The organism is Bacillus sp. Xin1, assembly GCF_013314535.1.
Classification (GTDB): Bacteria; Bacillota; Bacilli; order Bacillales; family Bacillaceae_G; genus Bacillus_A.
In genome coordinates this window covers 19,083-44,769 of record NZ_JABUAE010000007.1, presented here as the reverse complement: position 1 = coordinate 44,769, position 25,687 = coordinate 19,083, and the positions used below count along the sequence as shown (strand labels likewise).

The 25,687-nt window shown below is 33.7% G+C and carries 33 protein-coding genes and 4 pseudogenes; 22 read left to right on the top strand and 15 right to left on the bottom strand.

Annotation, left to right across the window (positions count from 1 at the left end):
* Positions 1 to 287: 287 nt before the first annotated feature.
* From HRG09_RS09495 to HRG09_RS28800, 7 genes and pseudogenes are all read left to right on the top strand, one after another.
* On the top strand, positions 288 to 1,094 hold the full coding sequence (locus HRG09_RS09495; protein WP_217447985.1) for an AAC(3) family N-acetyltransferase: 807 nt from the start codon (positions 288 to 290) through the stop codon (positions 1,092 to 1,094).
* A 3-nt stretch (positions 1,095 to 1,097) separates the two neighbouring features.
* Entirely contained in the window at positions 1,098 to 1,811 is a 714-nt protein-coding gene (locus tag HRG09_RS09490) for a phosphopantothenoylcysteine decarboxylase domain-containing protein (RefSeq protein WP_174100563.1), read from the top strand.
* A gap of 10 nt (positions 1,812 to 1,821) precedes the next feature.
* The gene (locus HRG09_RS09485) at positions 1,822 to 2,115 is read left to right on the top strand and encodes an HAD family hydrolase (RefSeq protein ID WP_309232088.1); all 294 of its coding nucleotides are present in this window, start codon (positions 1,822 to 1,824) and stop codon (positions 2,113 to 2,115) included.
* The gene (locus HRG09_RS09480; protein WP_174100561.1) at positions 2,099 to 2,572 is read left to right on the top strand and encodes a tetratricopeptide repeat protein; all 474 of its coding nucleotides are present in this window, start codon (positions 2,099 to 2,101) and stop codon (positions 2,570 to 2,572) included. The genes HRG09_RS09485 and HRG09_RS09480 overlap by 17 nt, the downstream gene beginning before the upstream one ends.
* A 14-nt stretch (positions 2,573 to 2,586) precedes the next feature.
* The gene (locus tag HRG09_RS09475; protein WP_174100560.1) at positions 2,587 to 3,645 is read left to right on the top strand and encodes a hypothetical protein; all 1,059 of its coding nucleotides are present in this window, start codon (positions 2,587 to 2,589) and stop codon (positions 3,643 to 3,645) included.
* A gap of 15 nt (positions 3,646 to 3,660) precedes the next feature.
* Positions 3,661 to 3,771 (top strand): annotated as a pseudogene (locus tag HRG09_RS28805) (alkanesulfonate monooxygenase); the annotation flags it as partial.
* A gap of 143 nt (positions 3,772 to 3,914) precedes the next feature.
* Positions 3,915 to 4,007 (top strand): putative holin-like toxin, encoded by a 93-nt coding sequence (locus HRG09_RS28800; protein ID WP_001289320.1) that lies wholly within the window; start codon positions 3,915 to 3,917, stop codon positions 4,005 to 4,007.
* Between the two features lie 239 nt (positions 4,008 to 4,246).
* On the opposite strand, the gene HRG09_RS09470 is transcribed toward HRG09_RS28800, so the two are convergent.
* Positions 4,247 to 4,603 (bottom strand): glyoxalase superfamily protein, encoded by a 357-nt coding sequence (locus HRG09_RS09470; protein WP_174100559.1) that lies wholly within the window; start codon positions 4,601 to 4,603, stop codon positions 4,247 to 4,249.
* A 21-nt stretch (positions 4,604 to 4,624) separates the two neighbouring features.
* Positions 4,625 to 5,455: an HNH endonuclease gene (locus HRG09_RS09465; protein ID WP_174100558.1), complete on the bottom strand. Its 831-nt coding sequence runs from the start codon at positions 5,453 to 5,455 to the stop codon at positions 4,625 to 4,627.
* Positions 5,456 to 5,607: 152 nt separating this feature from the next.
* Between HRG09_RS09465 and HRG09_RS09460 the strand changes: the two genes are divergently transcribed.
* A complete protein-coding gene (locus HRG09_RS09460) occupies positions 5,608 to 6,693 on the top strand; it encodes an AI-2E family transporter (protein ID WP_174100557.1) in 1,086 nt (361 codons plus the stop codon).
* Positions 6,694 to 6,958: 265 nt separating this feature from the next.
* Here HRG09_RS09460 and HRG09_RS09455 read toward each other — a convergent pair whose 3' ends face one another.
* Genes HRG09_RS09455 through HRG09_RS09435 form a run of 5 tightly spaced genes read right to left on the bottom strand, consistent with a single transcriptional unit; the run spans position 6,959 to position 7,782 of the window.
* Positions 6,959 to 7,099, bottom strand: coding sequence for a YrzI family small protein (locus HRG09_RS09455; RefSeq protein WP_174100556.1), 141 nt, complete (start codon positions 7,097 to 7,099; stop codon positions 6,959 to 6,961).
* A gap of 27 nt (positions 7,100 to 7,126) precedes the next feature.
* The gene (locus HRG09_RS09450; protein WP_174100555.1) at positions 7,127 to 7,267 is read right to left on the bottom strand and encodes a YrzI family small protein; all 141 of its coding nucleotides are present in this window, start codon (positions 7,265 to 7,267) and stop codon (positions 7,127 to 7,129) included.
* Between the two features lie 32 nt (positions 7,268 to 7,299).
* Positions 7,300 to 7,440 (bottom strand): YrzI family small protein, encoded by a 141-nt coding sequence (locus HRG09_RS09445; protein WP_174100554.1) that lies wholly within the window; start codon positions 7,438 to 7,440, stop codon positions 7,300 to 7,302.
* A gap of 30 nt (positions 7,441 to 7,470) precedes the next feature.
* Positions 7,471 to 7,614: a YrzI family small protein gene (locus HRG09_RS09440; RefSeq protein WP_174100553.1), complete on the bottom strand. Its 144-nt coding sequence runs from the start codon at positions 7,612 to 7,614 to the stop codon at positions 7,471 to 7,473.
* Positions 7,615 to 7,641: 27 nt separating this feature from the next.
* The gene (locus tag HRG09_RS09435; RefSeq protein WP_174100552.1) at positions 7,642 to 7,782 is read right to left on the bottom strand and encodes a YrzI family small protein; all 141 of its coding nucleotides are present in this window, start codon (positions 7,780 to 7,782) and stop codon (positions 7,642 to 7,644) included.
* Positions 7,783 to 8,289: 507 nt separating this feature from the next.
* Between HRG09_RS09435 and HRG09_RS09430 the strand changes: the two genes are divergently transcribed.
* The 5 genes and pseudogenes from HRG09_RS09430 (at position 8,290) to helD (ending at position 12,953) form a co-directional block, all read left to right on the top strand.
* On the top strand, positions 8,290 to 8,667 hold the full coding sequence (locus HRG09_RS09430) for a GntR family transcriptional regulator (RefSeq protein ID WP_174100551.1): 378 nt from the start codon (positions 8,290 to 8,292) through the stop codon (positions 8,665 to 8,667).
* Positions 8,664 to 9,539 carry an ABC transporter ATP-binding protein gene (locus HRG09_RS09425; protein WP_174100550.1) on the top strand — a complete coding sequence of 292 codons (876 nt, stop codon included), beginning with the start codon at positions 8,664 to 8,666 and terminating at the stop codon, positions 9,537 to 9,539. The genes HRG09_RS09430 and HRG09_RS09425 overlap by 4 nt, the downstream gene beginning before the upstream one ends.
* A 2-nt stretch (positions 9,540 to 9,541) precedes the next feature.
* Positions 9,542 to 10,201 carry a DUF4052 family protein gene (locus HRG09_RS09420; RefSeq protein ID WP_174100663.1) on the top strand — a complete coding sequence of 220 codons (660 nt, stop codon included), beginning with the start codon at positions 9,542 to 9,544 and terminating at the stop codon, positions 10,199 to 10,201.
* Between the two features lie 89 nt (positions 10,202 to 10,290).
* Positions 10,291 to 10,380: pseudogene (locus HRG09_RS28795) on the top strand (2'-5' RNA ligase family protein); the annotation flags it as partial.
* Positions 10,381 to 10,595: 215 nt separating this feature from the next.
* On the top strand, positions 10,596 to 12,953 hold the full coding sequence (gene helD, locus HRG09_RS09415; RefSeq protein ID WP_174100549.1) for an RNA polymerase recycling motor HelD: 2,358 nt from the start codon (positions 10,596 to 10,598) through the stop codon (positions 12,951 to 12,953).
* A 271-nt stretch (positions 12,954 to 13,224) separates the two neighbouring features.
* Here the strand turns inward: helD and HRG09_RS09410 are convergent, their stop codons facing one another.
* Positions 13,225 to 13,716, bottom strand: a complete 492-nt coding sequence (locus tag HRG09_RS09410) for a hypothetical protein (RefSeq protein ID WP_174100548.1) — start codon at positions 13,714 to 13,716, stop codon at positions 13,225 to 13,227.
* Between the two features lie 329 nt (positions 13,717 to 14,045).
* Here HRG09_RS09410 and HRG09_RS09405 point away from each other — a divergent pair, with 329 nt between their 5' ends.
* On the top strand, positions 14,046 to 14,447 hold the full coding sequence (locus HRG09_RS09405) for a hypothetical protein (protein ID WP_174100547.1): 402 nt from the start codon (positions 14,046 to 14,048) through the stop codon (positions 14,445 to 14,447).
* A gap of 290 nt (positions 14,448 to 14,737) precedes the next feature.
* On the opposite strand, the gene HRG09_RS09400 is transcribed toward HRG09_RS09405, so the two are convergent.
* From HRG09_RS09400 to HRG09_RS09385, 4 genes are all read right to left on the bottom strand, one after another.
* A complete protein-coding gene (locus HRG09_RS09400) occupies positions 14,738 to 15,223 on the bottom strand; it encodes a DUF6584 family protein (protein ID WP_174100546.1) in 486 nt (161 codons plus the stop codon).
* A gap of 25 nt (positions 15,224 to 15,248) precedes the next feature.
* Positions 15,249 to 16,070: a type II pantothenate kinase gene (gene coaW / locus HRG09_RS09395; protein ID WP_174100545.1), complete on the bottom strand. Its 822-nt coding sequence runs from the start codon at positions 16,068 to 16,070 to the stop codon at positions 15,249 to 15,251.
* 56 nt (positions 16,071 to 16,126) lie between these two features.
* Positions 16,127 to 16,534, bottom strand: coding sequence for a 3-hydroxyacyl-ACP dehydratase FabZ family protein (locus tag HRG09_RS09390; protein ID WP_174100544.1), 408 nt, complete (start codon positions 16,532 to 16,534; stop codon positions 16,127 to 16,129).
* A 68-nt stretch (positions 16,535 to 16,602) separates the two neighbouring features.
* Entirely contained in the window at positions 16,603 to 17,802 is a 1,200-nt protein-coding gene (locus HRG09_RS09385) for an LL-diaminopimelate aminotransferase (protein WP_174100543.1), read from the bottom strand.
* A gap of 182 nt (positions 17,803 to 17,984) precedes the next feature.
* Between HRG09_RS09385 and pduL the strand changes: the two genes are divergently transcribed.
* The gene (gene pduL / locus HRG09_RS09380) at positions 17,985 to 18,554 is read left to right on the top strand and encodes a phosphate propanoyltransferase (RefSeq protein WP_174100542.1); all 570 of its coding nucleotides are present in this window, start codon (positions 17,985 to 17,987) and stop codon (positions 18,552 to 18,554) included.
* 32 nt (positions 18,555 to 18,586) lie between these two features.
* Here the strand turns inward: pduL and HRG09_RS09375 are convergent.
* A pseudogene (locus HRG09_RS09375) lies at positions 18,587 to 19,788 on the bottom strand (MFS transporter).
* A gap of 231 nt (positions 19,789 to 20,019) precedes the next feature.
* On the opposite strand from HRG09_RS09375, the gene HRG09_RS09370 reads away from it, so the two are divergent.
* The 4 genes from HRG09_RS09370 (at position 20,020) to HRG09_RS09355 (ending at position 22,816) form a co-directional block, all read left to right on the top strand.
* Positions 20,020 to 20,607, top strand: a complete 588-nt coding sequence (locus HRG09_RS09370) for a hypothetical protein (RefSeq protein ID WP_174100541.1) — start codon at positions 20,020 to 20,022, stop codon at positions 20,605 to 20,607.
* Positions 20,608 to 20,731: 124 nt separating this feature from the next.
* A complete protein-coding gene (locus HRG09_RS09365) occupies positions 20,732 to 21,517 on the top strand; it encodes a class I SAM-dependent methyltransferase (RefSeq protein WP_174100540.1) in 786 nt (261 codons plus the stop codon).
* Positions 21,518 to 21,586: 69 nt separating this feature from the next.
* Positions 21,587 to 21,775 carry a YvzF family protein gene (locus HRG09_RS09360; RefSeq protein ID WP_174100539.1) on the top strand — a complete coding sequence of 63 codons (189 nt, stop codon included), beginning with the start codon at positions 21,587 to 21,589 and terminating at the stop codon, positions 21,773 to 21,775.
* A gap of 75 nt (positions 21,776 to 21,850) precedes the next feature.
* Positions 21,851 to 22,816 carry a nucleoside hydrolase gene (locus tag HRG09_RS09355; protein ID WP_174100538.1) on the top strand — a complete coding sequence of 322 codons (966 nt, stop codon included), beginning with the start codon at positions 21,851 to 21,853 and terminating at the stop codon, positions 22,814 to 22,816.
* Between the two features lie 109 nt (positions 22,817 to 22,925).
* On the opposite strand, the gene HRG09_RS09350 is transcribed toward HRG09_RS09355, so the two are convergent.
* A complete protein-coding gene (locus HRG09_RS09350; RefSeq protein ID WP_174100537.1) occupies positions 22,926 to 23,414 on the bottom strand; it encodes a DinB family protein in 489 nt (162 codons plus the stop codon).
* Positions 23,415 to 23,747: 333 nt separating this feature from the next.
* Here HRG09_RS09350 and HRG09_RS09345 point away from each other — a divergent pair, with 333 nt between their 5' ends.
* The gene (locus HRG09_RS09345; protein ID WP_174100536.1) at positions 23,748 to 23,996 is read left to right on the top strand and encodes a GlsB/YeaQ/YmgE family stress response membrane protein; all 249 of its coding nucleotides are present in this window, start codon (positions 23,748 to 23,750) and stop codon (positions 23,994 to 23,996) included.
* A gap of 95 nt (positions 23,997 to 24,091) precedes the next feature.
* Positions 24,092 to 24,487 carry a cytosolic protein gene (locus tag HRG09_RS09340; RefSeq protein WP_174100535.1) on the top strand — a complete coding sequence of 132 codons (396 nt, stop codon included), beginning with the start codon at positions 24,092 to 24,094 and terminating at the stop codon, positions 24,485 to 24,487.
* Positions 24,488 to 24,532: 45 nt separating this feature from the next.
* On the opposite strand, the pseudogene HRG09_RS09335 reads toward HRG09_RS09340, so the two are convergent.
* Positions 24,533 to 24,763 (bottom strand): annotated as a pseudogene (locus HRG09_RS09335) (helix-turn-helix domain-containing protein); the annotation flags it as partial.
* A 223-nt stretch (positions 24,764 to 24,986) separates the two neighbouring features.
* Here HRG09_RS09335 and HRG09_RS09330 point away from each other — a divergent pair.
* A complete protein-coding gene (locus HRG09_RS09330) occupies positions 24,987 to 25,679 on the top strand; it encodes a YjgB family protein (protein ID WP_174100534.1) in 693 nt (230 codons plus the stop codon).
* Positions 25,680 to 25,687: the final 8 nt, after the last annotated feature.

Sequence of the window (25,687 nt, the reverse complement as noted above, 5' to 3'; positions counted from 1 at the left end):
TTTTATGTATGTTGCCGCTATGCAAGGTTGTGATAGTCTTTCATAATTTTCCTTTTTATAGACCGACTAGTCGGTTTTATTGTATAATATTTACCATAACAATACAAGTGTATATGAAGCGGTACTATGGTTCAGTTGTCTAGGATACATAAGTCAGTATGAACAGAATTTCTTAGGAGCTCTCAGTTTGTTTAGATTAAAAATTTAGAAAAATATGATAAAATAGTAGGTGTGAGTTCAAAATTTAAGTTTATAAGAGTTGAGATAAAGCAAACGGGGGAGTAATCATGAAGATACATGACATAGTGGCGGGAACTCAATTACCAAATACAGTTGAAACGATATCAAATGACTTACTTACATTAGGACTAAAAAAAGGAATGACAGTGATCGTCCATTCTTCTCTTAGTTCAATTGGTTGGGTAGCTGGTGGAGCAGTCTCAGTAGTTGAAGCGTTGATGAACGTAATTACAGAAGAAGGTACAATTGTCATGCCAACGCAAACGTCAGATTTATCAGATCCAAAAAATTGGGCAAGGCCTCCTGTTCCAGAAAATTGGTGGCAAATTATTCGAGACAATGTTCCAGCATTTAATCCGGATATAACTCCTACACGTGCAATGGGGAAAGTGGTGGAATGTTTTCGAACATATCCAAATGTAAAGCGTAGTAATCATCCATTAAATAGTTTTGCAGCATGGGGGAAACATGCAGAGGATATTATAGCTGATCATCCCCTTTCCATTAGTCTTGGAGAGCACTCACCATTAAAGAAAATATATGATTTAGATGGGTGTGTATTGTTGTTAGGTGTAGGCTATGATTCTAACACATCCGTACATTTATCTGAAATACGTACAGGAGCACGTGAATTAGTAAAAGTTGGAGCGCCAATTATAGAAAATGGTACAAGGGTATGGAAAGAGTTCGATGAAATGGACTATGATTCTGATATATTTGTTAAGATTGGAAAAGAGTTTGAGCAAATAAACGCTGTAACAATTGGTAAAGTTGGAAATGCAACGTGTAGATTAATGAAACAACGAGAAATTGTTGGCTTTGGTGTACAATGGTTTCGTTCGAAAAATAAGTAAGGGATGGTTATGATGAAGGGGAAAAAGATTTTAATTACAAGTGGTGGCTGTTTAGAGAAATGGGACCAAGTACGCGGTCATACAAATTTAGCAAAAGGTACAATTGGGAGAATGCTTGCTGAAGAAGCGATATCAAAAGGAGCACATGTTATATACTTACATGGTTATTTTGCTGAAAAGCCGAATGCTATAAATAACCAATTAGAATTACATCCATTTGAGGGAATTATTGATTTACAAGATAAAATGAAGAGTATTATTACACATGAGAAGATCGATGCAGTTATTATGGCAGCTGCTGGATCGGATTGGATCGTTGATAAAATTTGTGATCAAGATGGAAATGTACTTGATATGAATGGGAAGATTTCAAGTGATATAGCACCAATTATTCATTTTCAAAAAGCGCCTAAAATATTAAAACAAATTAAACAATGGGATCCGGAAACGGTTTTAGTTGGATTCAAACTTGAAAGCGATGTCAATGAGGTAGGGCTAATTCAACGTGCAAGTGAAAGAATGAGGCAGGCGAAAGCAAATCTTATGATAGCAAATTCTCCGCATTCGTTATATTCACATGCAGCCATTCATCATGTGATTGGAGAAGATGGAAATGTTGCTTTATGTGAAGGGAAAGTCGAAACGGCGAAAGAGATTGTAAATAGGTTAGAACAGTTATGTAATCGTGTAGAAGAGGGGAGTTTGAGTCGTTTATAACGTAAACGTAATTTGTACTGATCAAAATCAGCTCATCCAAATTATGGGGCGTAACGTTTCGAAAGAGAATGCTGTGTTAAATTGGTGTCAAAAGCATGAGATAAGTGCAGAACGAGTAATGGCATTTGGTGATGATTGGAATGATATCGGTTTATTTAAAGAATGTGGTTATCCAATTGCGATGGGGAATGCGATTTCGGAATTAAAAGAATTGGCATGTTATGTAACGAATAGTAATGATAATGATGGTGTAGCACATATTTTAGAACAAATAAGGAGAGATGTAGGTGAAACAGTTACTTGAGCAAGCGATTCAACTTCGAAATGAACAGAAATACGAAGAGTCAAGAGACATACTAGTTGGATTAGCTAAGCTTACTGAAAATCCAGAATTCCTCTACCAATGCGCATGGACACATGATGCGATGGGGCTTGAAACAGAAGCTGCTTCATACTATGAACAGGCAATTGCTAACAGACTTGCTGGGGAGTCATTATGCGGGGCGTATATTGGACTCGGAAGTACATATCGTTGCATTGGTGAATATGATAAAGCGATTGTGACGCTAGAAGCTGGGCTCAAACGATTTCCAGACAATGATGTGATGAAAGTCTTTCTTTCTATAGCGAAATATAACGTAAAAGCTTATGAAGAAGCAATGAAATTATTGCTTGAAACTGTTGTAAAACTAGAAAGTGTAAAAGAATACGAACGAGCTATTCTATTTTATAAGGATCATCTTCATAAGATTTTTAAATAAAAAGGTGGGATTGTATGAGTGAATCTATTTCACGTACAAGAAAAAGTATATGGATTGCTGTTATCGCTTTAATTGTACTATCAAATTATCTCGCATATGCACTTCCTATTGTACCCGCTGTGCCAAAAGAAATGGTATTAGGGTCTTTATTTGATTTTCTCATTGTTATTCCAGTTATTACGTATTTCTTTATCATACGAAAACGATATTCTTTAAAGCATCTATTTCCAGTTGTAATAGCGGGTTATATTGCAGCAAGATTTATTATTCCGAGCGATTATTTCCAATCGTTTTCATTTGTGACATACATTTTAATTGCAGGTGAACTAGCATTTTTATGTTTAGAGTTATTTATTCTATATAAGATTGCTAGAGCATTACCGAAGATTATACGATGTTATAAACAATATAAAAATGAATATCCATCATTCTCCTTTGCAATTGATAAAGCATTTGATACTGCATTGAAAAGAAATACTGTAGTAAATGTAATCGTTTCGGAATGTAAATTACTTTACTACGCTTTATTCTCTTGGCGTACAAAGATGTCAGAAAGCGAGTATGTTTTTTCGTATCATAAAAAGACTGGGGCAATCCCATTTTATATTATGCTTATTCATGCAATATTAATTGAAAGTATTGGATTTCATTATTTACTTCATCAATGGAATCCGGTCTTAGCTTGGATTTTACTCATTTTAAATATATATGGAATTCTATATTTTTTAGCTGAGATCCAAGCAATTCGTACGAATCCCTATATTATGACGGAAACAGAAATGATTATTCAAGTCGGATTTGGTAGGAAGATTGTTGTACCATTTTCTCAAATGGAAGAAATTACCTTTTATAGAGGTGAAGCATTAACGAAGGAAGAAGAAAAAGAGGTATTCGAAGCAACGGTAATGGAATTTATTAAAGAACCGGCTACTTTCGAAATAAAATTAAAAGAACCGTTAACAGCGCAGTTATTATATGGGTTTACTAAAAAGGTAAATTGCGTACATGTAAATGTGGACGATGAACGAAAATTTTATGAGGCAATTGTTGAAAAAATAGAACAAGATAGGTGATGTAAACATAGCTAGAAAGTAGCAGAATTATTATTTCCACTTTTATCTCTATCAAATAATGAGGCGAATCAAAAAGATAAAATTGTTGGAGAAATGATAGCGGATGCATATGTATTAAAAAAATAGAGAGAAAAGAATAAACCAGCAAGCTCCTCGCTTGCTGGTTTTCATCGTAAACTATTAAAAAATATGGTAAAATTAAGAGGTAACTTATGGTATGGTTGGTTGTTCAATTATCACTTCTCCAGTTAGAAGGGAGGTGATAATGAATGAGTGAAATTGCGTTATTATTGCAAGGCGGATTATTTCTCGTTGCACTGTTAACGTTTGTTGTCGTTTTAATCGATAAGCTCAAAAAATAACAACCCACCTACGCCAATAGAATGTGGGTTGTCTCGTTTGTAAGAAACAAATAGGATAAATGAACAATCCAATCTGCTAAGTTACATGGACTGGTGTGTAGCCGCACACTAGTCTTTTTTATTTATATACAATTTATAATTGTTTTATGTGATTGTATTGTTCTTTTCATATTCATTATAACATAGTGTCTTTTCATCAAGAAAGGAGACCGTATGTTCTTATTTTGAATAATTGTGATTTAACTATGATTCAATTCGTAAAAAATAACTTTGTTACCAAATGGGTCTAATAGTTCCATTTCTTTCGCATCCCAAGGGGTAACTTCAAGGCCAGGACAGGAATAGTTATATTGTTTGGATAATAATTTATCGTGAAACTGTTCGATCTGTGAGATTTCAATTCTAACTGCAGCACCTGGACAACAGTCTCCATGATGTTCAGATAAGTGAAGAATGTTATCCAGATAGGAAACTTGCATATACAAAGGAGCATCAGTACTAAAGCGGTGTTCCCAATCTAATTTAAAGTCTAGAAAATGTATATAAAATTCTTTTGCCTTTTCCTCATTAAAACTTCGTAAAATAGGAATAATCATTGTTATTTCCTTTCATTATTTTTAAACACGAGTAGCTTGTGTACTCTTTTGTTTAAATAACTCATCCATGTATTGTTTTAAACTCTCAATATAGAATTCTTGTTTTTCTACATCATTCACTCCAACAATTGGAGAGGAAAGTTGATATTTTTTTCTAGAAAGATGGACAACAACATCAAAAATATCAAATAGACGGATGAAACAGAATAAGCCGTCTTTATCACTTAATAAAATAAAATAGTGATTATCGCTAGTTGTATTGAGAGTATTCCACAATGAACTTTTACTTAAATCACGAACAATGCTTCGTTCTTTTAATTCGATAAAGTCAACATTAGATATAATAGTAGAAATATCAATTGCATCTGGATCATTAAAATAACCGTCAATTGTCTGTACTGCGAATGTATAAGCCATTTTTAAGATACTCATTTTATATTTACGGTTATCTAAAAGTAGTTCACGTTGAATTGAACTAGCTACTTTCGTTACACGCTCTTCTTTCCAAATTTCATTATGTAATGAAATATCATGTTTTTTACATAGTTTCATAATTAACTCATTAGAATAGTATATTTCGTCATTTGTTTCCACTTCTTCAGTTTCTGCTGCAGCTAATTCTTGACCATACTCATTCGTATAAAGAGGAGAATCAATTTGTTGCTTCATTTGTTCAATTTTGTATTGAATCAGTTTATGCCGAATTAATGGTCGATCCACGTTTGTTATGAGATGTTCATAACAAGTGTCACAAATTGAATTTGTAATATAGTATCCACATAAAATCTCTGGGATAACATGTTGTTCACTAAGTTCTTTCGTTTCATTTCTGCAAATGATACATTGCGTCATATTTATCACCTTTTACCCTGCAAATTTGTATGTAATCTCATTGTAGTGTATTTATTCGTATTTTGGAACATTGAAGATAAAAAATAGCGTGTAAAATTCCCAGGTGTTTTGATACAATATAGGGAAGTGCTAGTTTAAAGGAGGCCGTTTTTTTGAAATCGAAAGTGCACTTTTGGACATTAGAAGTGCTAATGGTTGTAGGAATTATATTTATTTGCACAAAAATATCATTTTTATTTCAACCGATTGGCATATTCATTTCAACTTTATTTTTCCCAATTTTAATCGCCTTGTTTTTATACTTCATCTTTAATCCAGTTTTAGTGTTTTTAGAGGCGAAAAAAGTTCCTAGAAGTTTAGCGATATTGTTGTTATATGTTTTTATCATTACATTGACAGCAATTGCAATTGGTGTAGTCGTTCCGACGGTTTCACAGCAGCTGATGGATTTAGTGAAAAATATGCCAACATATATTAAAGAGGGGAAAGTATACATACAAGAGTTATCGCATCATAGGCTATTTGAATGGTTAGCTACACAAAATTATGTATCGATTGAAACGATTGAACAAAACGCAATTGAGTATTTAAAGGAAATACCAAACACGATAACGTCGAGTGCAACGGCTTTATTTGGTATTATTACAAACGTTGCATTAGTTGTATTTACAGTACCATTCATCTTGTTTTACATGTTTAAAGATGGACATGCATTTCCAGGGAAGGCTGTTAGTTTCTTACCGGAATCGTATCGTGAAGAAGGACTTCATATTATAAAAGAAACAGGAGAAACATTGTCTGCCTATATTCAAGGACAAGCACTCGTTTGTATATTTGTCGGTGCATTTACATTTATTGGATATGTTATTATTGATTTGCCCTATGCTTTTGTTTTAGGTATTATAGCGGCATTTACAAATATTATCCCGAATTTAGGACCTTTTATTGGGGCGGCGCCAGCAGTTATTGTTGCTTTGTTTGTTTCCCCAGTGCAAGCAGCTTGGGTAATCGTTATCGTAACCATCGTGCAACAATTTGAGAGCAACATCATTTCACCGCGTATAATGAGTTCGAAATTGAATATCCATCCTTTAACAATTATTGTATTAATTCTTGGTGTAGGTAATTTCGCTGGTATTATTGGAATGATTTTAGCAGTACCAGTTTACGCTGTGACGAAAACAATTGTTTCAAACTTGGTGAGATTATTTAAGATGAAAAGAAATAATCGGAAATAAAAAGTATTCATAGGAATCATAAAAGGTACATTGCTTTTTAAGTGATGTGTCTTTTTTATGATGATTTTAAATACAATAAAAATGCCTAGTTTTAAAATGGGAATTAGGCATTTTTATTGTATAATTTTTACTCGTTTTTTTGAAAGAATTAGCCTTTTAAATGCAAATTAGACTATGTGGAATCCCTCTCAATAATCCAAATCATTTCCCTGCAGCGTACCATTAACATTTTAATCTTCTCCTTTCATTATTTTAAGTTAGATCATTATAGATGTGCATAGTATTTGCTTCTACGATCTCGGATGTCATCCATAATCTTTTTATATTGCTGTTCTTGCGCAATTTCAGCTTCAGATAATCGCTTCTTTTGAATTGTAATCGTTAAAAAGAAAACGTGAAATTTCATAAATAAATTCCTCCTTTCGTAAAGGAATTATTGGTGACTACAATAAGGGAGTTGACGTTCTTTCACTTCATCCATAGCGTTTTGAATGTGTTGATCGTGTAACATTTCGAACTCAGAAAATTTATTTTTATGAATCGTAATGGTTAAAAAGAATACTCGAAATTTCATTAGGTGATTGCTCCTTTGTATATAAATTTTTATTACATATGGTTGTAATAAGAAACTTGACGCTCTTTTGTTTTGTTCATAATCGTTTGGATTTGCTGTTCATGTAACATTTCAGACTCAGAAAATTTACTTTTATGAATCGTAATGGTTAAAAAGAATACTCGAAATTTCATCAGGTGATTGCTCCTTTTGAAAATTATTTTTTAATACATTCGATTATAATAAGAACTTTTACGATCTCTTACTTCGTCTATAATCTCTTTTAATTGTTGTTTACGTAAAATTTCAGTTTCAGATAAAGATTCATTCTGAAGAGTAATCGTAAAAAAGAAAATATGAAAAGTCATAAATGAATTCCTCCTTTCGTAAAGGAATTACAGGTGACTAGAATAAGGGGTTTGACGCTCCTTTATATCACTCATTGCTTTTTCAATGTGTAGATCGTGCATAGTTTCGACTTCAGATAATTGCTTTCGCTGAATTGTAATGCTGAAAAATAGTACGTGAAAAGTCATTGGATATTTGCTCCTTTCGAAAAGAAATAGTGTTAGAGATTAAAAAATCGCACAAAAAAGCCACAGAAGGATATAGTTCTCCTGCGGCAGGGCGTGAAAAAGCCACAGGAAAGTATACGACCTCCTGTGGCGAATTTGTTAATTAAAGAAAATACCGAACGATTTTCAATTCTCCATTAGGGTGGTCGAATTCGTATTTAATTGTAAAACAGATGCAACATTTAATTTTAATTTCATCATTTCATTCGACCTCCTTTTAGAATTTTTTTCTTACGTTAGTAATTATATACAATTAGTGGATAATTGTAAACATAAAAAATGAAAATTTTTAATTTTGATTAAAATGCGTATATTTTGAAAGGGAGTTTTATAAAGAGGTATCACCCTTTAAGGGTATGATGCCTCTTTTTTGATAGAAATCATGGAAAAATATTGAATGGAAATATATTCTTGTGATATGGTTAATTACATAAGTAATGAACCTATGAACCTGAAGGGGGTGAAAATATGAAACAATCTCTTGAACAAAATAAATTAATATACATACAAATTGCAGAAACGATTGAATCGGATATTTTAAAAGGGATCCTACTTGAAGAAGAAAAGGTTCCGTCAACAAACCAATTTGCAAAGATGCTACAAATTAATCCTGCTACAGCGGCGAAAGGAGTAAATTTGTTAGTTGATGAAGGTATTTTATATAAAAAGAGGGGGATTGGAATGTTTGTTACAAAGGGTGCAAAGGAAGTGGTACTAAAGAAGCGGCAAAGCGCTTTTCAAAATGAATTTTTGCCTAAAGTATTGGAAGAAGCAAAAGTACTTGAAATTTCGAAAGAGGAGCTCATTCAAATGATTCAAATGGCAACTAAGGAGGAGAAAGAATGACAATTGCAATTAAAACTGAAAAGTTAACAAAACAATATAAGAAAAAGATTGCCGTAAATGAATTAACTTTTTCACTAGAAGAGAATAAAATATATGGTTTGCTTGGTAGAAATGGGGCAGGGAAAACGACGCTATTGCACCTTCTTACTGGACAAATTGTCGCAAACCAAGGCAATGTATCTATATTTGGTGAAAATGTATATGAAAATAGTCATGCATTACAAAATATTTGTTTTGTAAAGGTGAAAGAAGAAGTTTATTTGAGTTATAAAGTGAAAGAGATTTTTAAGTTATGTAACCTATTTTATAAAAATTGGGATGGGGCGTTCGCAGAGGAGCTCGCGGTAAAATTTCAATTGGATATGAATCAAAAGTACCATAGATTATCGCACGGTATGCAAACTGTTGTCGGAATCATTAAAGGATTAGCGAGCCGGGCACCGATTACGATTTTTGATGAACCGACGACTGGTTTAGATGCAGCGCACCGAGACTTATTTTATAACGTTTTATTAGAAGATTACGGTGATCACCCGCGAACAATTATTTTATCGACGCATTTAGTAGAAGAGGTAGCGCATATTGTCGAAGATGTGTTGATTTTGAAGGATGGGCAAGTAATTGTTCAATCGGCGGTTGAAGATTTCTTGCAGCAAGCCCATTACATATTAGGACGAAAAGATAAAATGGATGAATTTATGATAAATAAACATGTTGTTCATCGAGAATGCTTTGGGAACAAAGGAATTGGCGTTATATGGGGAGAGTTATCTGAAAAAGACTATGATTATATCAAAAGTGAAGGTTTAGAAATTGAGGGGGTTTCGCTTCAAAAATTATTTATTTATATAACGGATGGTGATGTAAAGTGAAGATGTTAATGAAACAGTTGAAATTACAAATCAATTATCATTACAAAGCTATTTTCGTATTTTGGGCTTTGGCATTCATTATTCAAAGTTTACCGAATTTCATAGATATAAAAGATATACGAATTGGGTTTTTACAAGATGTTATTAACAACCCTTCTATTGTGGTTATATTTTTCGTTGTAGTGAGTACTTTCTTTATACAGTTAGATCTATTTCACTTAGCTGTTTCTTTTGGCGCAACGAGGTTACATTTTTTTATTGGATCGATTGGTTATATTGTTTTACAATCAGCGTTCTTTTCGTTTCTTCAAATTCTTTTTTTACCGGGCCTATTTTATCATGCAGAAAGTAACAGCTTGTTAGGTAGTTCAATTGAGCAATTCTTTGTGCAGTTTTTACTTTATGTTACGGTAGCGAGCCTTTTCCAAGGTATTGTTATTTTCCAGCAAAGATTTAACTGGATTGGGTGCGCAATTGGTTCAATCTTTTTTATAGGCTTAACAAGTGTATGTTATAACACAGGCTTAAAAATGACACTTACAAAAATTGAAGTTTTGATGAATATCCCTTCGTTTATCATCATTTCCATTGCGCTAATTATGCTTTACTTCCTGGTTAGTGGCATCTTTATTCGTAAAATTTCTCTAGAACAAACCGTTTAACACATTATATATTGTTATTAAATGGATATTTTAGGGGAGAAGGGAAATAGATGGGGAGACATCTTCACTGATAACCGCCTTTTTATGTATTGCAATGTATAATTGAAAAAGTGAGCGTAGAACGTATTGGAGAAAGTGGAGAATCAATAATAGAATTTGAAGTGGGACTTCCAAAATAAAAAGGAGATACAAATTTGTATCTCCTTTTTATTGATTTTTCATATATATGTGTTAAAATGGAAAAACGCTCATTGTTTATTCTAGATATAAAAACTATATAATTAACCAATTTAATTATAACAAAAAATTCGCTTGTTTGTCAAACTTTTAGTTGAAAATTTTTATTGTATCAAACAATGAGCATGAGAACGATTAGTTGATAAGGAGTGGCGATATGGAGAAAACAGGTCAAGAGTGGAAGCTGGAGCAACATCGTGTGGAAAAAGTCATTGGAAAGATTGGGAAACAGATTGATACGTTAGAACAATCTATAAGTGCAGTAACAAAAGATGTTGTCCAAATTCGAAAACATTTTTGGGACGATGTAACTGTGAATGTTGATAATACAGAAGAGGCAATAGAGACGGCAGCAAGTATTAAACAACAAGCTGAGTTATTATCTGAACGAGAGCAAAGTCATCGCCATGCTTATAATCAACGAAAAGGATTACAGAGATTACAGCAATCACCATACTTTGGAAGGATAGACTTTTTAGAAGATGGTGAACAAAGTGTGGACGCCATTTATCTTGGAATCCATTCGTTTTATGACGAAAATACAGAACAATTTCTTGTTTATGATTGGCGGGCTCCTATATCCAGCTTGTATTATGACTATTCGGTAGGAAGAGCAAAATATGAAGCACCGAATCATGATATCATTTCGGGTGACATGACATTAAAACGGCAATATATGATTCGAAATGGTCAAATTATAAGTATGTTTGATACAGGTGTTACGATTGGTGATACATTGTTGCAAGAAGTATTAGGAAATAACGCAAATACACAAATGAAAAGCATTGTTTCAACAATTCAGAAGGAACAGAATCAAATTATACGGAATGAGAAAAGTCGTTTGCTTGTTGTGCAAGGAGCTGCGGGAAGCGGTAAAACATCGGCAGCACTTCAGCGTGTCGCCTATTTATTATATCGATATCGGGATTCTTTACATGCTGATCAAATCGTTCTTTTTTCTCCAAACTCAATGTTTAATAGTTATGTTTCCACGGTACTACCAGAACTTGGTGAAGACAATATGAAGCAAACGACATTCCAAGAATATTTAGCACGTCATATTGATAAGAAATTTGAATTAGAGGATCCATTTACACAGATGGAATATGTATTGACAAGAATGGAAGAGAAAAGCTATGAAACACGATTAGAAGGAATCAAGTATAAAGCAAGCACTGATTTTCTTGAAGTAGTAGATCAGTATGTATCTTATTTACAACGAGAAGGTATGTTATTTAAAGATATAAAATTTAGAGGGGAAGTATTAATCTCTAAAGAACAAATGAAAGAAAAGTTTTATGAATTTGATTCTTCAATCCGAATTCCAAATCGAATCAAATTAATTTCTGAGTGGTTATTAAAAGAGTTAAGAAAACAAGAAAAAATAGCGAGAAAAGAGTTGTGGGTGGAAGAAGAAATACAGCTATTAGATAAAGAAACATATGCGAAAGTGTATCATCAATTGCAACGAGAAGAAGAACATTCAAATGGTACGTTTGATGATTTTGAGCGGGAACAGAAGATGCTAGCAGCGATTGTTGTAAAAGAGCATTTTAAACCGCTTAAAAGACGTGTGAAAAAATTACAATTTATTCATACACCAGCACTTTATATACAGTTATTTAAAGATCCGCAGTTCGCTAAACAACTCGTAGAAGAACATAAATTACCGCAAAGATGGAATGAAATATGTAAAGAAACAATAGAAAAAATACAAAATTTCTACGTGTCATATGAAGATGCAACACCTTATTTATATTTAAAAGATCAACTGGAAGAATTGCAAAAAAATACATCTGTGCAGCACATATTTATTGATGAAGCGCAAGATTATTCTGCATTTCAATATGCATTTTTGAAACGAATATTTCCGCATACAAAAATGACAATACTAGGTGATTTTAATCAGACTATTTACGAGCACGCGTCAGAGAATGAATTTTCGCAGTTAAGTACGTTGTACGGAGAAGAATCAAGTGAGAGAATTGTTCTTACGCGTAGTTATCGCTCCACAAAACAAATCATTGAATTTACAAAGCAGTTACTTACGAATGGTGATGAAATTGAACCGTTTCAGCGTGATGGGGAACAACCGATTGTAATAGAGGTGAAAAATCAAGAGGAACATCATAAAAAGATTGTAGATCAAATCGAACAGTTGAAGCAAAGTGGTCACAAAACAATTGCAGTTATTTGTAAAACAGCGGAAGAAAGTGAAGAAGCTTATCTTGCACTACAAAAATCATTACAAGTTCGTCTCATTAAGAAAGAAACAAGTTCGTTTGATACAGGTGTTTTGATTATCCCGTCATATTTATCGAAAGGAGTAGAATTTGATGCGGTTATCATCTATGATGCATCAAAGAAAAAATATGGCAGAGAAAGTGAACGGAAATTATTTTATACTGCATGTACGCGCGCGATGCATGAGTTATATATTTATTCTGTGGGGGAGATGAATGTATTCTTACAGTCAGTTCATGTAACTAAAACACATTCATCTGCTGCGGAATAAGACTAGGGTGATTAATTAATTTCTTCTTTTGCTAAAGGGTGCGTTTCTAAAATAAGTGGAGACGCATTTTTCTTATTTTGCTAACGGGGCAGGTTAATTGAAAAAGCCTTTTATAATAGTAGTTCAATCTTTTCTTTTAAAAGCCAAAATAAGGAACATACTTCGTATGAAGTTTCTGGACCCCGCCATAAAGCAAAAAACTCGTCAAAAACGGACGAGTTTTTTGTATTAGAACAACTATTTGCGAAACAGACATTTTCTATAATAACCTTTAACACCAAACTATGATTCTATAGGGTGTGGTTTGGGCCGGGATACTTTTTGCGGTAGGTCCATAGATAACAATTAGATTTCGGTTCGTAGGGTTTCTTGAGTAGGGTTGCCCATTTGTTAATACTATTTGGGTATATGGAGATATATTTAATCGTAATCGTCCATCACTACTTATCAGTTGACTATCAAAATAATCTACTTTTACATTCTGATAAGGGCTATCTTTTACCATTACAAGTGCTCGGTATTGTGGCGGGTAAATAAGAGGAACAGGTGCATTCCCATCATAGTATCCAGTCACTTTATCTCCTACTGACACCACTACATGGTCTACAAAGTAAGTTGTGGGTGAAACGACGAAATTTACTATATTCCCTAATCCGTTTTCTACAGACATTAATTTATAGCAGCCTTCTCCTTCGGCATTTTGCCCTACAATGAAATCATTAATCATGGTGACGGTCCCATGAAAAGAATTAAAATTTATCATTTTTATACCTCCATCGATTTAAGGTAGGCGGTGTACCAATAATCTTCCGAAAACAGTAGGTAATTACTTTGTGTACAATATGTAGGTCAAAACCTACATGACTGTGTGGATGCCCATAAGAGGTTAGGAAAATGTGATATATAGTGAGAGTAAGAGCTCCATTGTTCCATAAAACCAGGTAAGAGCTAACAATTTTGTAAGGTTTACAGGGGTGATTATTAAGAAATAGCTATTTTATAGATAAATATATATTTATGAGAGAACAAGTTTATAGGTCAATGACTAAAGAATATGATGATGTGAGATTAAAAAGAAAAGGAGTGCATTTTATGTATCTTAGTCATATACCTCTGTATTACAACAATCCATATGGTCAGGAAGCTTATTTATCTTCAACTCCATTCCGAGAGGAGAATTATTACCATGTAACCCTTGATGAAAGACAATTTCCGTTCGCACCACCTGGTCAAGGTTCAGTGGCTGGACCGCCAACTTCACCACCGCCATCTTTTGTTCCCGCACAACAAGTAGAAGCATATGCAGTTGATCCAGGCGGTATTGCAAGATGTTTATTCAGATACACGTATGTATGGCTGAGAGGCTTTCAGCAATTTTGGTTTTATCCAATATTTGTTGGTCGAAACTCTGTCTCAGGCTACATTTGGACTGGATTTAGATGGGTTTATTCTGGAATAAGCTTACGACAAATTCAATCATTTATTTGTTATTAGTTGGTGTAGAAGTATGCCAAATAATACACAGCAATCAAATATTTAGCTAACAGGTACGACGCTTTAAAATAAGGCATCGTCTATTTTTGATGTAATTAACAAAACACATTGTGAAGAATTGTGCTTAAAGTAACAGACGCTTTAGTTCAAGAAGACGTACAAAAGGAACAAAAAAATTGGTTCTTTTCTTTTTTAATGATATGCATTTTAGTGAGTTTCTTTCCTTTGTAAGTCTTAGTACAAAACCCTTGCTTTTTGATAAAAGTAAGGGTTTTGTATTGAATCATATATTATGAAAATAACCAATTGAAAATAGTATATAGACCAATACAAGTACAAACAAATATTACCGCTATTATAGAAATACATCCAAAGTGAACTAAGTTATCTTTCCAATTTTCTTCAGGTCCTTGGACAATTTGTTCGACTACACGACTTTGTATAGTAGGGTTATTATATTGTAAGGAAAGGTTATTAATTATCGCAGAATCACCTTTAAATTTTAGAGCTCTTACAATCTCATTGGGACTATTGTCCATCGATTTTTCAAATTGTTGGCATGCTTGAAGCATTTCAGGTGTTTTGTTTTCTTCGAGATACCAATAGCGTCCGGCCATTGTTGGATATTGCAGGCGGAAATAAATATCGCCTAATTTTTTTCGAAGTGAAAGGTCTTCAGGGTAAGCCTGAATTAAGCCATGAAGTCGATCTCTAGCGTTTCCTAAGTCATGATTTTTGATATCTTTTTCAATTCTGATTAATGTTTTTTCTTTCACAGAGGCTCCTTTCTTTATTATTCATTTATTTTGCCATCCTCAATAAAGCGCCAATCGCCCCGCTAAAACCAAGATCTTGTAAGAAAATAGGTTTTTTATTTTGGTACACAGTATAGCTACCTATAATTTCTTGTAGGTGTGTATTATTGGATAGTGTAGATCCAATATAAACGATATGATCCAGATTTTTTGTTTCTGCAAACTGAAGGCTAAGCGCAGTGACTACTTCGCCAACAAGACCTTGAAGAGTAGCGAGTAAATCGGAGTGGTTACCATCAGATTCATGGATAGCGGCTTTTCCAAAATTGCTAGCTGTTAAAGTATTATCAATAGGAGATAGAATTCCACTATAAATATCTCCAACGGTTATATCGAGATTTTGCCGTGATCCTAGTTTTGCGTGCTTGATGACTTCTTCAAAGCGATCGACATTTGTTAATAGTTTTGCTAATCCCATGATCGTTCCTCCACCAACACCAGTTCCACCAGCACGAGTGTATTGTTTGTTATCAACATAGTGAATGGATGTTCCTGTACCGATATTTGTTAAAACAAAGTTAGTTATGGAATGCTTTTCTTCATCAATGAGATAATGAACACCTGCAAGCGTAGCTTCGAATTCAGGGAGGGACTCTATTTGATATTCTCCTGAAAATAATGTGTGTAATTGCTCAGCTTTACCACCAGTTATAGATAATTTACGAATATATGTATTGCTATGTAACCAATTTTTAATCTTATTTTGTTCGTGGGAGTAAAATTTTTCAAAATGTAGTGTATTGTCTTCATTAAAATAAGCGATTTTTGTTAATGTTCCTCCAGCATCAATACCAACGGCGCTCTTCATTTTTGTACCCCTTATCATTGTGTAATTATAAGAAACAAATATATATCATTGACTCTTTATTTACTGATGTAAACTAATAACTTCTCAACTATAACAATTGGTTCACCATTTACAGAGGCGATTCCTTTTCCGAGAATAAACCCTCGTTTATTCCGCAAAACTTCATATTGTAAATCTAGCTTATCACCAGGTATAGCAGTGCCATTAAATGTTACACCGTCTAATGAGGAGAGAAATCCTAATCCGTTCGACTCACTTGTGCCTACGAATGCTCCAAGTTGTGCAAGTGCCTCTACAATTAGCATATGAGGCATACTGTTTTGATGCTCATTTATAAACCATTCGTTACTTGTAATTAGTTTGTATCCTTTTACGGATTTTTCATTTTCAATTTCTGTGATTCTATCAATCATTAAAAATGGATGCCGGTGGGGGAGAGTGTCTTTAATATTTTTCATATTCATATGTACCTCCTAATTTTCAAAGGAAAAGTGAAAATAACCCCTGCTAAAAATAGGCAGGGGATTTGTAATTAATTTTTGACTAATGCATCTGCTTTTTCGAGAGAGAAAATACCACTATTTTTAATATTTTCAACAACTTGTTGTAATACTTCCTTATCTTGGACAAGTGCGATGCGAACAAAACCTTCACCATGAGGTCCAAAAGCATGGCCAGGGGTTACAACAACATGCGCACGATCCATTAATGCATAAACAAATTGTAATGAAGTCCAGCCTTTTGGTATTTCGGCCCATACGAACATACTGCCAGCTGGTTTATCAACATGCCATCCGAAAGAAGCAAATCCGTCAACTAACGTATCCCTACGTTCTTGGTAGATGATGCGGTTTTTTGCGCAGAACTCAGCCCCTTGACGCAAGGCAACTGATGCAGCCTTTTGAATTGGTAAGAACACGCCGTAATCTGTGTTTGATTTAAATTGCGCTAGTGCACCTACAATTTCTTCATTTCCAATCATATAACCAATGCGGCTACCAGCTAAGCTATAGCTTTTGGATAGGGAGTTAATTTCAACGCCAACTTCTTTGGCGCCAGGAACAGATAAGAAACTGATTGGTTTCTTTCCATCGTAATAAAATTCAGCATAGGCAAAATCATGTACCACAATGACATTGTGGTGTTTTGCGAAGGTAATAACTTCTTTGAAGAAATCTTCATGAGCCATTGCTGGAACTGGATTTCCAGGGAAGTTTAATATCATCATTTTTGCTTGTTTAGCAATTTCCTCAGGGATGTCTTGTAAGTTAGGTAAAAAGGCATTTTCTTTCTTTAAAGGCATGAAGTAAGGTTTTGCACCTGCCATTTGAATGCCTGTTTCATATGCTGTATAGCCAGGATCAGGTACTAAAATGAGGTCACCTGGATTTGCAAATACCATAGGTAAGTGAACAAGTCCATCTTGGGAACCCATCAATAATAAAACTTCCTTGTTTGGATCTAATGTAACATTGTGAGTGTTATCGTAATATTCAGTTACTGATTCGTGAAATTCTTGAATACCTGTTAAAGTATAACCGTAATTTTCTTTTCCGCTTGCTGTATGTATCATAGCTTCTCTTACAATATCAGCAGGAGGCATATCTGGATTGCCGATACTTAAATCAATCATTTTGTGACCTGCTGCAATTTTTTCTTTTTTATAAGCTGCTAGTTCACTAAAGATAGAAGATTGAAATACTTTCATTCTAGTTGCTAACGTATAAGTCATCAAAACCCCTCCTAAAAACTGTGTTTTCGTTGTTGTAGTTTTTATATTCTTTTATTATTCTGAAAACACATAATTCCATTTTATCACTTTTGGGTCAGAATTCAAAACGAAGTTGTGTAAAAAGAAAAAGAAGGGAAGGCTAAAGAGTATGAATACTACCACATAATGAAGAGGTGTTTAAGGTGAAACAAATTCCAATTGGTGTATCAAATCGGCATATCCATGTGACAAACGAAGATTTAGAAAAACTTTTTGGGGAAGGGTATGAGCTAACGGTTGCAAAAGAACTTTCACAACCAGGGGAATTTGCAGCAAAAGAAACAGTAACGATTCAGACTGAAAAGGCGGAAATCTCGAAAGTCCGTATTCTTGGTCCTATCCGGAAGTTTACACAGGTTGAAATTTCAAAAACAGATGCACGTAAGTTAGGAGTAGATGCTCCGATTCGAGCATCAGGCAATATTGATGGAACACCAGGGATTACTCTCATTGGTCCAAAGGGATCTTTAAAAATTGAAAAAGGTGTAATCATCGCTGAGCGTCATATCCATATGACGTCTCAAGATGCTGAGGAATTTCAAGTAAAAGATGGACAATATGTAAGTGTTAAAGTAGAAGGAGACAGAGGATTGGTTTTTAATCAAGTATTAATTCGTGTAAAAGATACGTACGCATTAGATATGCATATTGATACCGATGAAGCCAATAGCGGGAATGTAACAACCGGAGACTTAGGTCAACTCTTACAATAAAGGAAAAATCCATCTCAATGTTGAGATGGATTTTACATGTTCGATACTTGAGAAGCATTTTTACTTGCTTGTTTTTGTTTTGATAGAGACATAACAATAATAAGTAACGAAATCACACCAAAGATAAGAACCATATATTGTAACCCGATTGTATCTAGGAAAAAACCTGTTCCAAGTAAGACAATTTGAAACATAACCCTTTCAAACATATTACGGAATGAGAACAACCGACCGTGGTAGCTTTTTTCAACTTTTGTTTGGAAGATTGTCGACATAATCGGGAAGAAACAGCCAACACTAAATCCAAACAGACCAAACGATGTAAGTGCCATCCATTTTACATCACTAAAGAATAGTGAGAGGTGCGCAACAGCAGTACAAAAGGCGAAGAAATAAAGTAATTTTTCTGGTGGGAAATGCTCGGATAAACGTTTAATAACGAAGGCTCCTAACATAAATGCTATCCCTTCAATTGTATAAATAAATCCTTTTATTGTAGGATCATGTTGCATTTCGCTAATATTAATTACCATTAAATTGAAACCTGCGATAAATAAAAGGGGGATAATACTTAAAATAAGTGCACGGAATGCTACTGGGATCCCTTTTAATATCCTGAATACTTCCATAAAACTATTATCTTTCGCTGCTTTGTTACTTGATATATTTGATTTTCGATCCTCAAATTGTAGGAAAAAAGTCGAAAGGAATAATAAAGCGTAGGCAGCCATTGAAAATGCGTACATATACTGTAAGCTCATCACTACAAGAAGAACACCACCTAGGGAGGTTCCAGCAATACGAGCAATTGTTCCGATATTCATATGTACACCGTTCATCTGTAATAATTCATGCTCACGAACGATAAGTGGGATCACAGACTGCAAAGCAGGGAAATAAAAGGCCGCCGAAATTTGAATGGCGATCATAAATGCGATCATAAAGGCAATACTTTCATATTGAATAGCGAAAAACATAAAAATCACACTGATAACACGGCCAAAGCCTGCGTAAAGGAGAACCTTCTTTTTTCATATTGATCAATTACTCGTCCCGCCATAGGTCCAACTAGAACACCTGCTAATAATCCAATAAATAAAATGATTGATTTCATAAAATCAGAAGGTACATACTTCTGCATAAATTCTAGATTGCCAAGAATCCCAAGCCACAAACCGAGTCCGGCAATGAATTCACCGATAAGAACAATCCAGACATTTCTATTACGCCACATAACAAAACCTCTCCGTCTTATAAATTAGGAAAAATCGTATATAAATCCTCCTTTTCATTCCTATATGTTAATCATTATTTTTTAGAGTCAGAGTCTATATTACGTGTTTGATAATCAAAGTTCAATCTGTTTGATTTAGATAAAAATTTGCTTTTGTAGGGTTAAAAACAAATTTTACACATTGGAAAGTAAACGGGGATAAATTTAAAATGTATGAGGGGAGGCGAGTTGATGATACAACAATTTTTCAAGAAATTGCTTGATCAGTTTTTACAGGAACAAGAAGAGGAAATAATAGAAAAACTTTGTTTTTGGGTTGTCTATTATTACATAACAGCCCCTAAATATATTGTGAATTCTAGTGGTGTTTTGGTACATATGAATCAAACACACGAAGATTATAAGTATCATACAATTGAAGATTTTTTACGGGAGTATAGTGGGGGAATGAGAGGGGCGTTCTATGTAGGGAGTGAAATATATCATATGAAATTTGAAGAAATGATTAGAGAAAAGTGCCGTGAAATGATTTATGCATATTACTTTCCTCATTTTATTAATAGACGCTCGTTATTATGTAAAGAATTGCTTAGAGAAATAGGAGTGAATAAAACAGAAATGGAATTTAGGAGTTTCTATACATTGATTTTGAATCACTATGTAGAGGCAAAGGAATGGATGGATGAGTATGAAGAAAATATGGTAAACAAAGTATTCATACTGTCGCTTCCTTGTACCGTACAAGTATATCGTACAAATGTATGTGAATATATAAAACGAGAAAAAAGTGAGAATAGAATGGAAGTCTTGGTCCATTGAATATCGAAGGAATAAAGGGAAATTTCTTTGTGAAAGATTTCTTCAGAATGTAGTTAAAAGAGGATATTTATATATTCTTGCTGAAAAGAATATGTAAATATATGTAGAAAGAAGATGATCCAGAATGAGTAATGAAGAACTTATAAAGACTCAGTTTGGTAGTAATGCTGAAAAGTATGTTAAAAGTCAAATTCATGCAAAAGGATCAGATTTACAATATTTAGTTCAGCAAGTGCAAAATCATAAAAACACTCGTCTTCTTGATATTGCTACAGGTGGTGGACATGTAGCGAATAGGCTAGCACCATTATTCAAAAGTGTAGTCGCTCTTGATTTAACGGAACAAATGTTGGAGAAAGCAAAAGAATTCATTCATGCTAATGGGCATGATCATGTTTCATTTGTAGCTGGAAATGCAGAGGATTTACCATTTTCTAATGAATCGTTTGATACAATTGTGTGTCGTATTGCAGCGCATCATTTCTCAAATCCTTCACAATTTATTTTTGAAGTACATCGCACGTTAGAAGAAAATGGATTATTTATATTAATTGATAATGTTGCTCCTGAAAATAATGAATACGATACATTTTATAACTTTATTGAGAAAAAGCGAGATCCGAGCCATAGGCGGGCGCTGAAAAAAACAGAATGGATTTCATTATTAGAGAAAAAGGGTTTGCAAATGCAATCATGTTACACATTTGAGAAACAATTTGATTTTGATTGGTGGTGCAATATGATGAACGTACCACAGGTAACACGTTCAAAGTTAACAGATTGTATGATGAAGACTTCCAATGAAATGAAGGAGTTTTTCAACATACAATGTAAAAATAATCAAGTAGAATCATTTTATACTGAGATGGCACTCTTTGTGTGTCAGAAAACTTCAACTTTAAAAAGATAATTATATTGCAGTCTCTCACGAGTACGTTATACTTATTACAGAGAAAATGAGAATTAAGGAGTAGTCATCATGATTCGTGTACGTATTGAGGGAACTGAGAAAGAAATTGTTGAATTTTTGGAGAAGATGCCTGAAATTCCTGGGTTTGAAAAAACACATACGAGGGAGCCGAGAAAAGGAAATAACCCGAAGTATGAGAACAGTAAGAATGTGTTAGCATATTTATCATATAAAAAGCTGGAAACCACCAATAAATAGGTGGTTTTTTCTTTTAAACTGTTTCACAGCCTTGTCTTTTCCACATAATAATAATAGTAGAATATGGCGAGGAGGGTGAGAGGAGTAAATAAAAAAATAATCTTTTTTGGAGACTTTGGTATCGATGATGCAGTTGCTTTAATTTATGCTGATAAAACATGCAATATCGATATCCTTGGGATTGTAGCAGATTATGGTAATGTATCAAGAGAAAGTGTAACTGAAAATGTTTATTTTTTAGAGAAATACTATGCTACGAAGGTAAAAATAATGAAAGGAGCAAGCCGACCATTGACGGCGGAAAATCCTTTATTTTTTCCAGAAATCCATGGAGATCACGGTTTGGGATCAATTATTCCACCGAAAATGAGAGGGCCGGAAAGAGAAAACTTTTGCGAAGTCATTAAGCTTATTGAACAATGTCCAGAAGATATTATTATTGTGGCGACAGGACGTTTAACTTCACTTGCGACACTATTTCTTTTGTATCCAGATGTAATGGACCAAGTATGCTCTTATTATATAATGGGCGGTGCATTTTTATTTCCAGGTAATGTTACACCAGTATCAGAAGCTAATTTTTACGGAGATCCAATTGCTACTAATATTGTCATGAAATACGCGAAGAATGCGAGTATCTATCCATTAAATGTAACACAACGGGCACTTATTACTCCTGTAATGGTAAATATTATTCATCAAAAAGGAACAGATCAAGCAAAATTAATTAAACCAATGATTGATTTTTATTATGAAAACTTTTATAAAAAAGAATACCCTGGGATTGGTGGAAGTCCCATTCATGATCTATTACCGTTCATTTCATTAATCAATGATAATATCTTTAAATATAAAAAGTCTGCTGTATGGATAAGTACAACAAATGATGAAACAAGAGGGCAAAGTGTAGCTGATTTTAGAAAGATTGCTGAACTGAAAAGATTTGATAATAGACCTGTACAAAGAATTGCTGTTGATTTTAGCTATCAAGCGTTTAAAAGAGAATTTATGAGAACAATGTTGAAACCAGATTGTTCTTAGATGGTATATATGAATACATGAAGAAGCAAGAACAATCTGTGTTAGAAAATACAATGGTATGCTTAATTAAAAGAGAATTATTCCCTTAAATATGTAAATATCAAGGACTTTAGTCCCAAATATCCGGTCGGTCTATCTGCATCGTTCTCATATAATCTAATATTTGTCCTATATGAACACCTTCATGATACGCGATTCGTAGTAACATGTCACCTAAAGAACGAATATAGCCCGTGTAGCCAAGTTCAGTTAGGTTTGAACGATCTATTTTTATATTTTCTAATTCTTCATTTGATAAAGATCTGACAAAATCAATAAACAGTTCATGGTATGGTTGTGCAAAATGTAGCTCGTCTTTAACAGATGTAAATACTTTTGCTTCAAAAGGTGACGTTATATTTTGGGTATTACCTTGATTTCTTAATATTTGCAGATAAATGTATTCAGCTTCCAAAACATGCCTTATCATCTCTTTACAACTTAATGCCTCAGAATCTGGTCTCCAATCTAATTTCTCCTCAGGAATAGTTGTCCAAACTTTTATGCTTCGTCTTCTTACTTCTGATAGGTTTAATAATAACAAATCGACATTATTCAATTTATGTTCCCTCTTTCATATACTCATTTTAAGTTTACTGAATATTAAGAAATATGTCAAAACATTCGTTCGCTTTGTAGGTACCTTTACAGTGGAATTATACATGTGCCCCTAAACTCAATTTTGAATAATTAGATAAAAGAATAAAGATATGGATGATCTCTCTAAAAAAAGGGCTGTTGGCGATGGAATGTCACTTTAAATCGTTTAGTATAATCGTATTTCTACTATCCGTAAGTTAATAGTATAACTCAATAAAAAAGTAGCATAACTAATGGTAAGCAATAATTTTTTGTCATTATTTTTGGTTTGTAAAATGAAGGAGGTAATGATATGGCATTTATATGGTCTTTAATTGTCGGAGGTATTTTAGGGTGGCTAGCAAGTTTAATTGTTGGTAAAGATATACCTGGTGGTGTAATTGGAAATATTATTGCTGGAATTATCGGTTCTTGGCTTGGAACATCGTTATTGGGGACGTTTGGACCGGTTATTGGAGGGTATGCAATTATTCCAGCATTAATTGGTGCCATTGCTTTAATTTTCATTGTCAGCCTATTACTCCGTGTATTGCGAAAGTGAAATTAGGTGGATCGCTGAAAATTGTCAGCGATCCATTTTTGTATTATTTGTCCTAATCTGTTATGCTACTGATATACAATCAGGAGGTGTCAGCATTGAAATCATTTACAGTAAACTTTCATCAAGAAGACAATGCAAAAGCAACAACAGTACATAAGTTAAGTGAAGAGGATTTTAATAAAGCAACAGAGAATGGTACTCGTCATCTATTTGATTTAGATACAAATGTCGGTTTCTTTGTATTCTTTGATGCAGAAGATGCAGAAGGAAACGAGCAATACTTAATGTTGCAATATGAAGGAGATCATGAAGAGCCAAGTGCTTGCTACGGATTTGATTTGAAATTATTCTATCAATTTTTAGCGCTGTACTTAAATGACCTTGAATTCCAAGGTGAAACAGATGAAGAAGAGGAAGAAAATGGTCCGATTCATCATTTAGCACACTTACTTTACCATATCGTTGAAGATGGAAAAAGTATTGAAGTATAACTACATATTTGGAGCTGCCCTTTAATAGGGCAGCTTTTTTAATTATTACAATACAGCATATTTTTGACGGTATTGTTTAGGTGTGGTATCAGTGAATTTCTTAAAAATTCTTGTGAAATAACTTTAATCATTAAAGTTAAGCCAAGTACAGATTTCGGATAAAGGATATGTAGTCAAAGTTAATAATTTTTTAGCTTCTTCTACCCGTTCTCTTTGAACGTGTTCACTTAAAGGAATACCTACTTCTTTTTTAAATAAATTTGATAAGCAACTAGGATTTACTTCTATACCATATAAAGATGAATAAAATCATGATGGGGATGAGCTAATAATCAGTAGTGCATAGAGCCATCTCCCTCAGTTAACTTTTCATTATATGAAGGATTAAATTGATTCAGGAGAGAAGTGGGATATAAGTTGAAGGATTTTTCAGATGTAAAAGGATATGGATTTACGTTGAAATGTAGTGTGATGGATTATAATTTAGGAGGATGCAAGTATGAAAGCTTGTATGAAACTGATAATGTGCTTTCTCGTATTAACATGTATGCTAGCACTAACAGCTTGCAAGGATTCTGATGAACAGAAATCAACTACGCAAACACCTGAGAAGAATTCTGAAGTGGAACCGGATTCTTCTGCTGATTCAGCTGAAAAGAAAAATGAAAAACCTTCTTCAGATCCATCCAAGGATTCAGGGAGTTCATCAACAGATTCTAAACCAAAGCCCAATCCACCTAATTCATCTATAGATCCTAAAATAAGTAATCAAATTAAAAATATATTAGAACAAGCTAAACAAGGAAAAGTACCAAATGTTGCATTTGCTGCACATACAAGTGATATTGAAGACGTTGAAAAGGTATGGGGGAAAGCTGATAAAACTGAACCAGCAGGTAAAGGGATGTATTCTACTTATAAAAGTAAAAAGGTTGTTATTGGGTTTAATAAAGGATCTCAAATTTTTGATGTTCGTTCCAACCATTCAGACCTTCACACAATTACTTTACAGGACATTGAAAAAGTTTTAGGGAAACCGATGTCAGTTAAAGTAAATGGCAATGACAAAATATATATTTATAAAGTGAATGACCAATTTGAACTGAAGTTTGTTATACCGAGTTCTACTGGAAAAGTCGATCATATTTCTGTATTCTCTCCAGGGGATAGTATTAATAATATGGCTGGTTAGCCAAGGGA

Bases quoted from the DNA above. Each gene is read 5' to 3' on its own strand.
- HRG09_RS09430 (WP_174100551.1), top strand. From the start codon at position 8,290: ATGAAACAATCTCTTGAACAAAATAAATTAATATACATACAAATTGCA.
- HRG09_RS09465 (WP_174100558.1), bottom strand. From the start codon at position 5,455: ATGACGCAATGTATCATTTGCAGAAATGAAACGAAAGAACTTAGTGAA.
- HRG09_RS09420 (WP_174100663.1), top strand. From the start codon at position 9,542: ATGTTAATGAAACAGTTGAAATTACAAATCAATTATCATTACAAAGCT.
- HRG09_RS09440 (WP_174100553.1), bottom strand. From the start codon at position 7,614: ATGACTTTTCATATTTTCTTTTTTACGATTACTCTTCAGAATGAATCT.
- HRG09_RS09455 (WP_174100556.1), bottom strand. From the start codon at position 7,099: ATGAAATTTCACGTTTTCTTTTTAACGATTACAATTCAAAAGAAGCGA.
- HRG09_RS09370 (WP_174100541.1), top strand. From the start codon at position 20,020: ATGATACAACAATTTTTCAAGAAATTGCTTGATCAGTTTTTACAGGAA.
- HRG09_RS09490 (WP_174100563.1), top strand. From the start codon at position 1,098: ATGGTTATGATGAAGGGGAAAAAGATTTTAATTACAAGTGGTGGCTGT.
- HRG09_RS28800 (WP_001289320.1), top strand. From the start codon at position 3,915: ATGAGTGAAATTGCGTTATTATTGCAAGGCGGATTATTTCTCGTTGCA.
- HRG09_RS09435 (WP_174100552.1), bottom strand. From the start codon at position 7,782: ATGACTTTTCACGTACTATTTTTCAGCATTACAATTCAGCGAAAGCAA.
- HRG09_RS09445 (WP_174100554.1), bottom strand. From the start codon at position 7,440: ATGAAATTTCGAGTATTCTTTTTAACCATTACGATTCATAAAAGTAAA.
- HRG09_RS09390 (WP_174100544.1), bottom strand. From the start codon at position 16,534: ATGAATATGAAAAATATTAAAGACACTCTCCCCCACCGGCATCCATTT.
- HRG09_RS09330 (WP_174100534.1), top strand. From the start codon at position 24,987: ATGAAAGCTTGTATGAAACTGATAATGTGCTTTCTCGTATTAACATGT.
- HRG09_RS09385 (WP_174100543.1), bottom strand. From the start codon at position 17,802: ATGACTTATACGTTAGCAACTAGAATGAAAGTATTTCAATCTTCTATC.
- HRG09_RS09405 (WP_174100547.1), top strand. From the start codon at position 14,046: ATGTATCTTAGTCATATACCTCTGTATTACAACAATCCATATGGTCAG.
- HRG09_RS09475 (WP_174100560.1), top strand. From the start codon at position 2,587: ATGAGTGAATCTATTTCACGTACAAGAAAAAGTATATGGATTGCTGTT.
- HRG09_RS09495 (WP_217447985.1), top strand. From the start codon at position 288: ATGAAGATACATGACATAGTGGCGGGAACTCAATTACCAAATACAGTT.
- HRG09_RS09360 (WP_174100539.1), top strand. From the start codon at position 21,587: ATGATTCGTGTACGTATTGAGGGAACTGAGAAAGAAATTGTTGAATTT.
- HRG09_RS09425 (WP_174100550.1), top strand. From the start codon at position 8,664: ATGACAATTGCAATTAAAACTGAAAAGTTAACAAAACAATATAAGAAA.
- HRG09_RS09410 (WP_174100548.1), bottom strand. From the start codon at position 13,716: ATGATAAATTTTAATTCTTTTCATGGGACCGTCACCATGATTAATGAT.
- HRG09_RS09450 (WP_174100555.1), bottom strand. From the start codon at position 7,267: ATGAAATTTCGAGTATTCTTTTTAACCATTACGATTCATAAAAATAAA.
- HRG09_RS09345 (WP_174100536.1), top strand. From the start codon at position 23,748: ATGGCATTTATATGGTCTTTAATTGTCGGAGGTATTTTAGGGTGGCTA.
- coaW (WP_174100545.1), bottom strand. From the start codon at position 16,070: ATGAAGAGCGCCGTTGGTATTGATGCTGGAGGAACATTAACAAAAATC.
- HRG09_RS09365 (WP_174100540.1), top strand. From the start codon at position 20,732: ATGAGTAATGAAGAACTTATAAAGACTCAGTTTGGTAGTAATGCTGAA.
- helD (WP_174100549.1), top strand. From the start codon at position 10,596: ATGGAGAAAACAGGTCAAGAGTGGAAGCTGGAGCAACATCGTGTGGAA.
- HRG09_RS09470 (WP_174100559.1), bottom strand. From the start codon at position 4,603: ATGATTATTCCTATTTTACGAAGTTTTAATGAGGAAAAGGCAAAAGAA.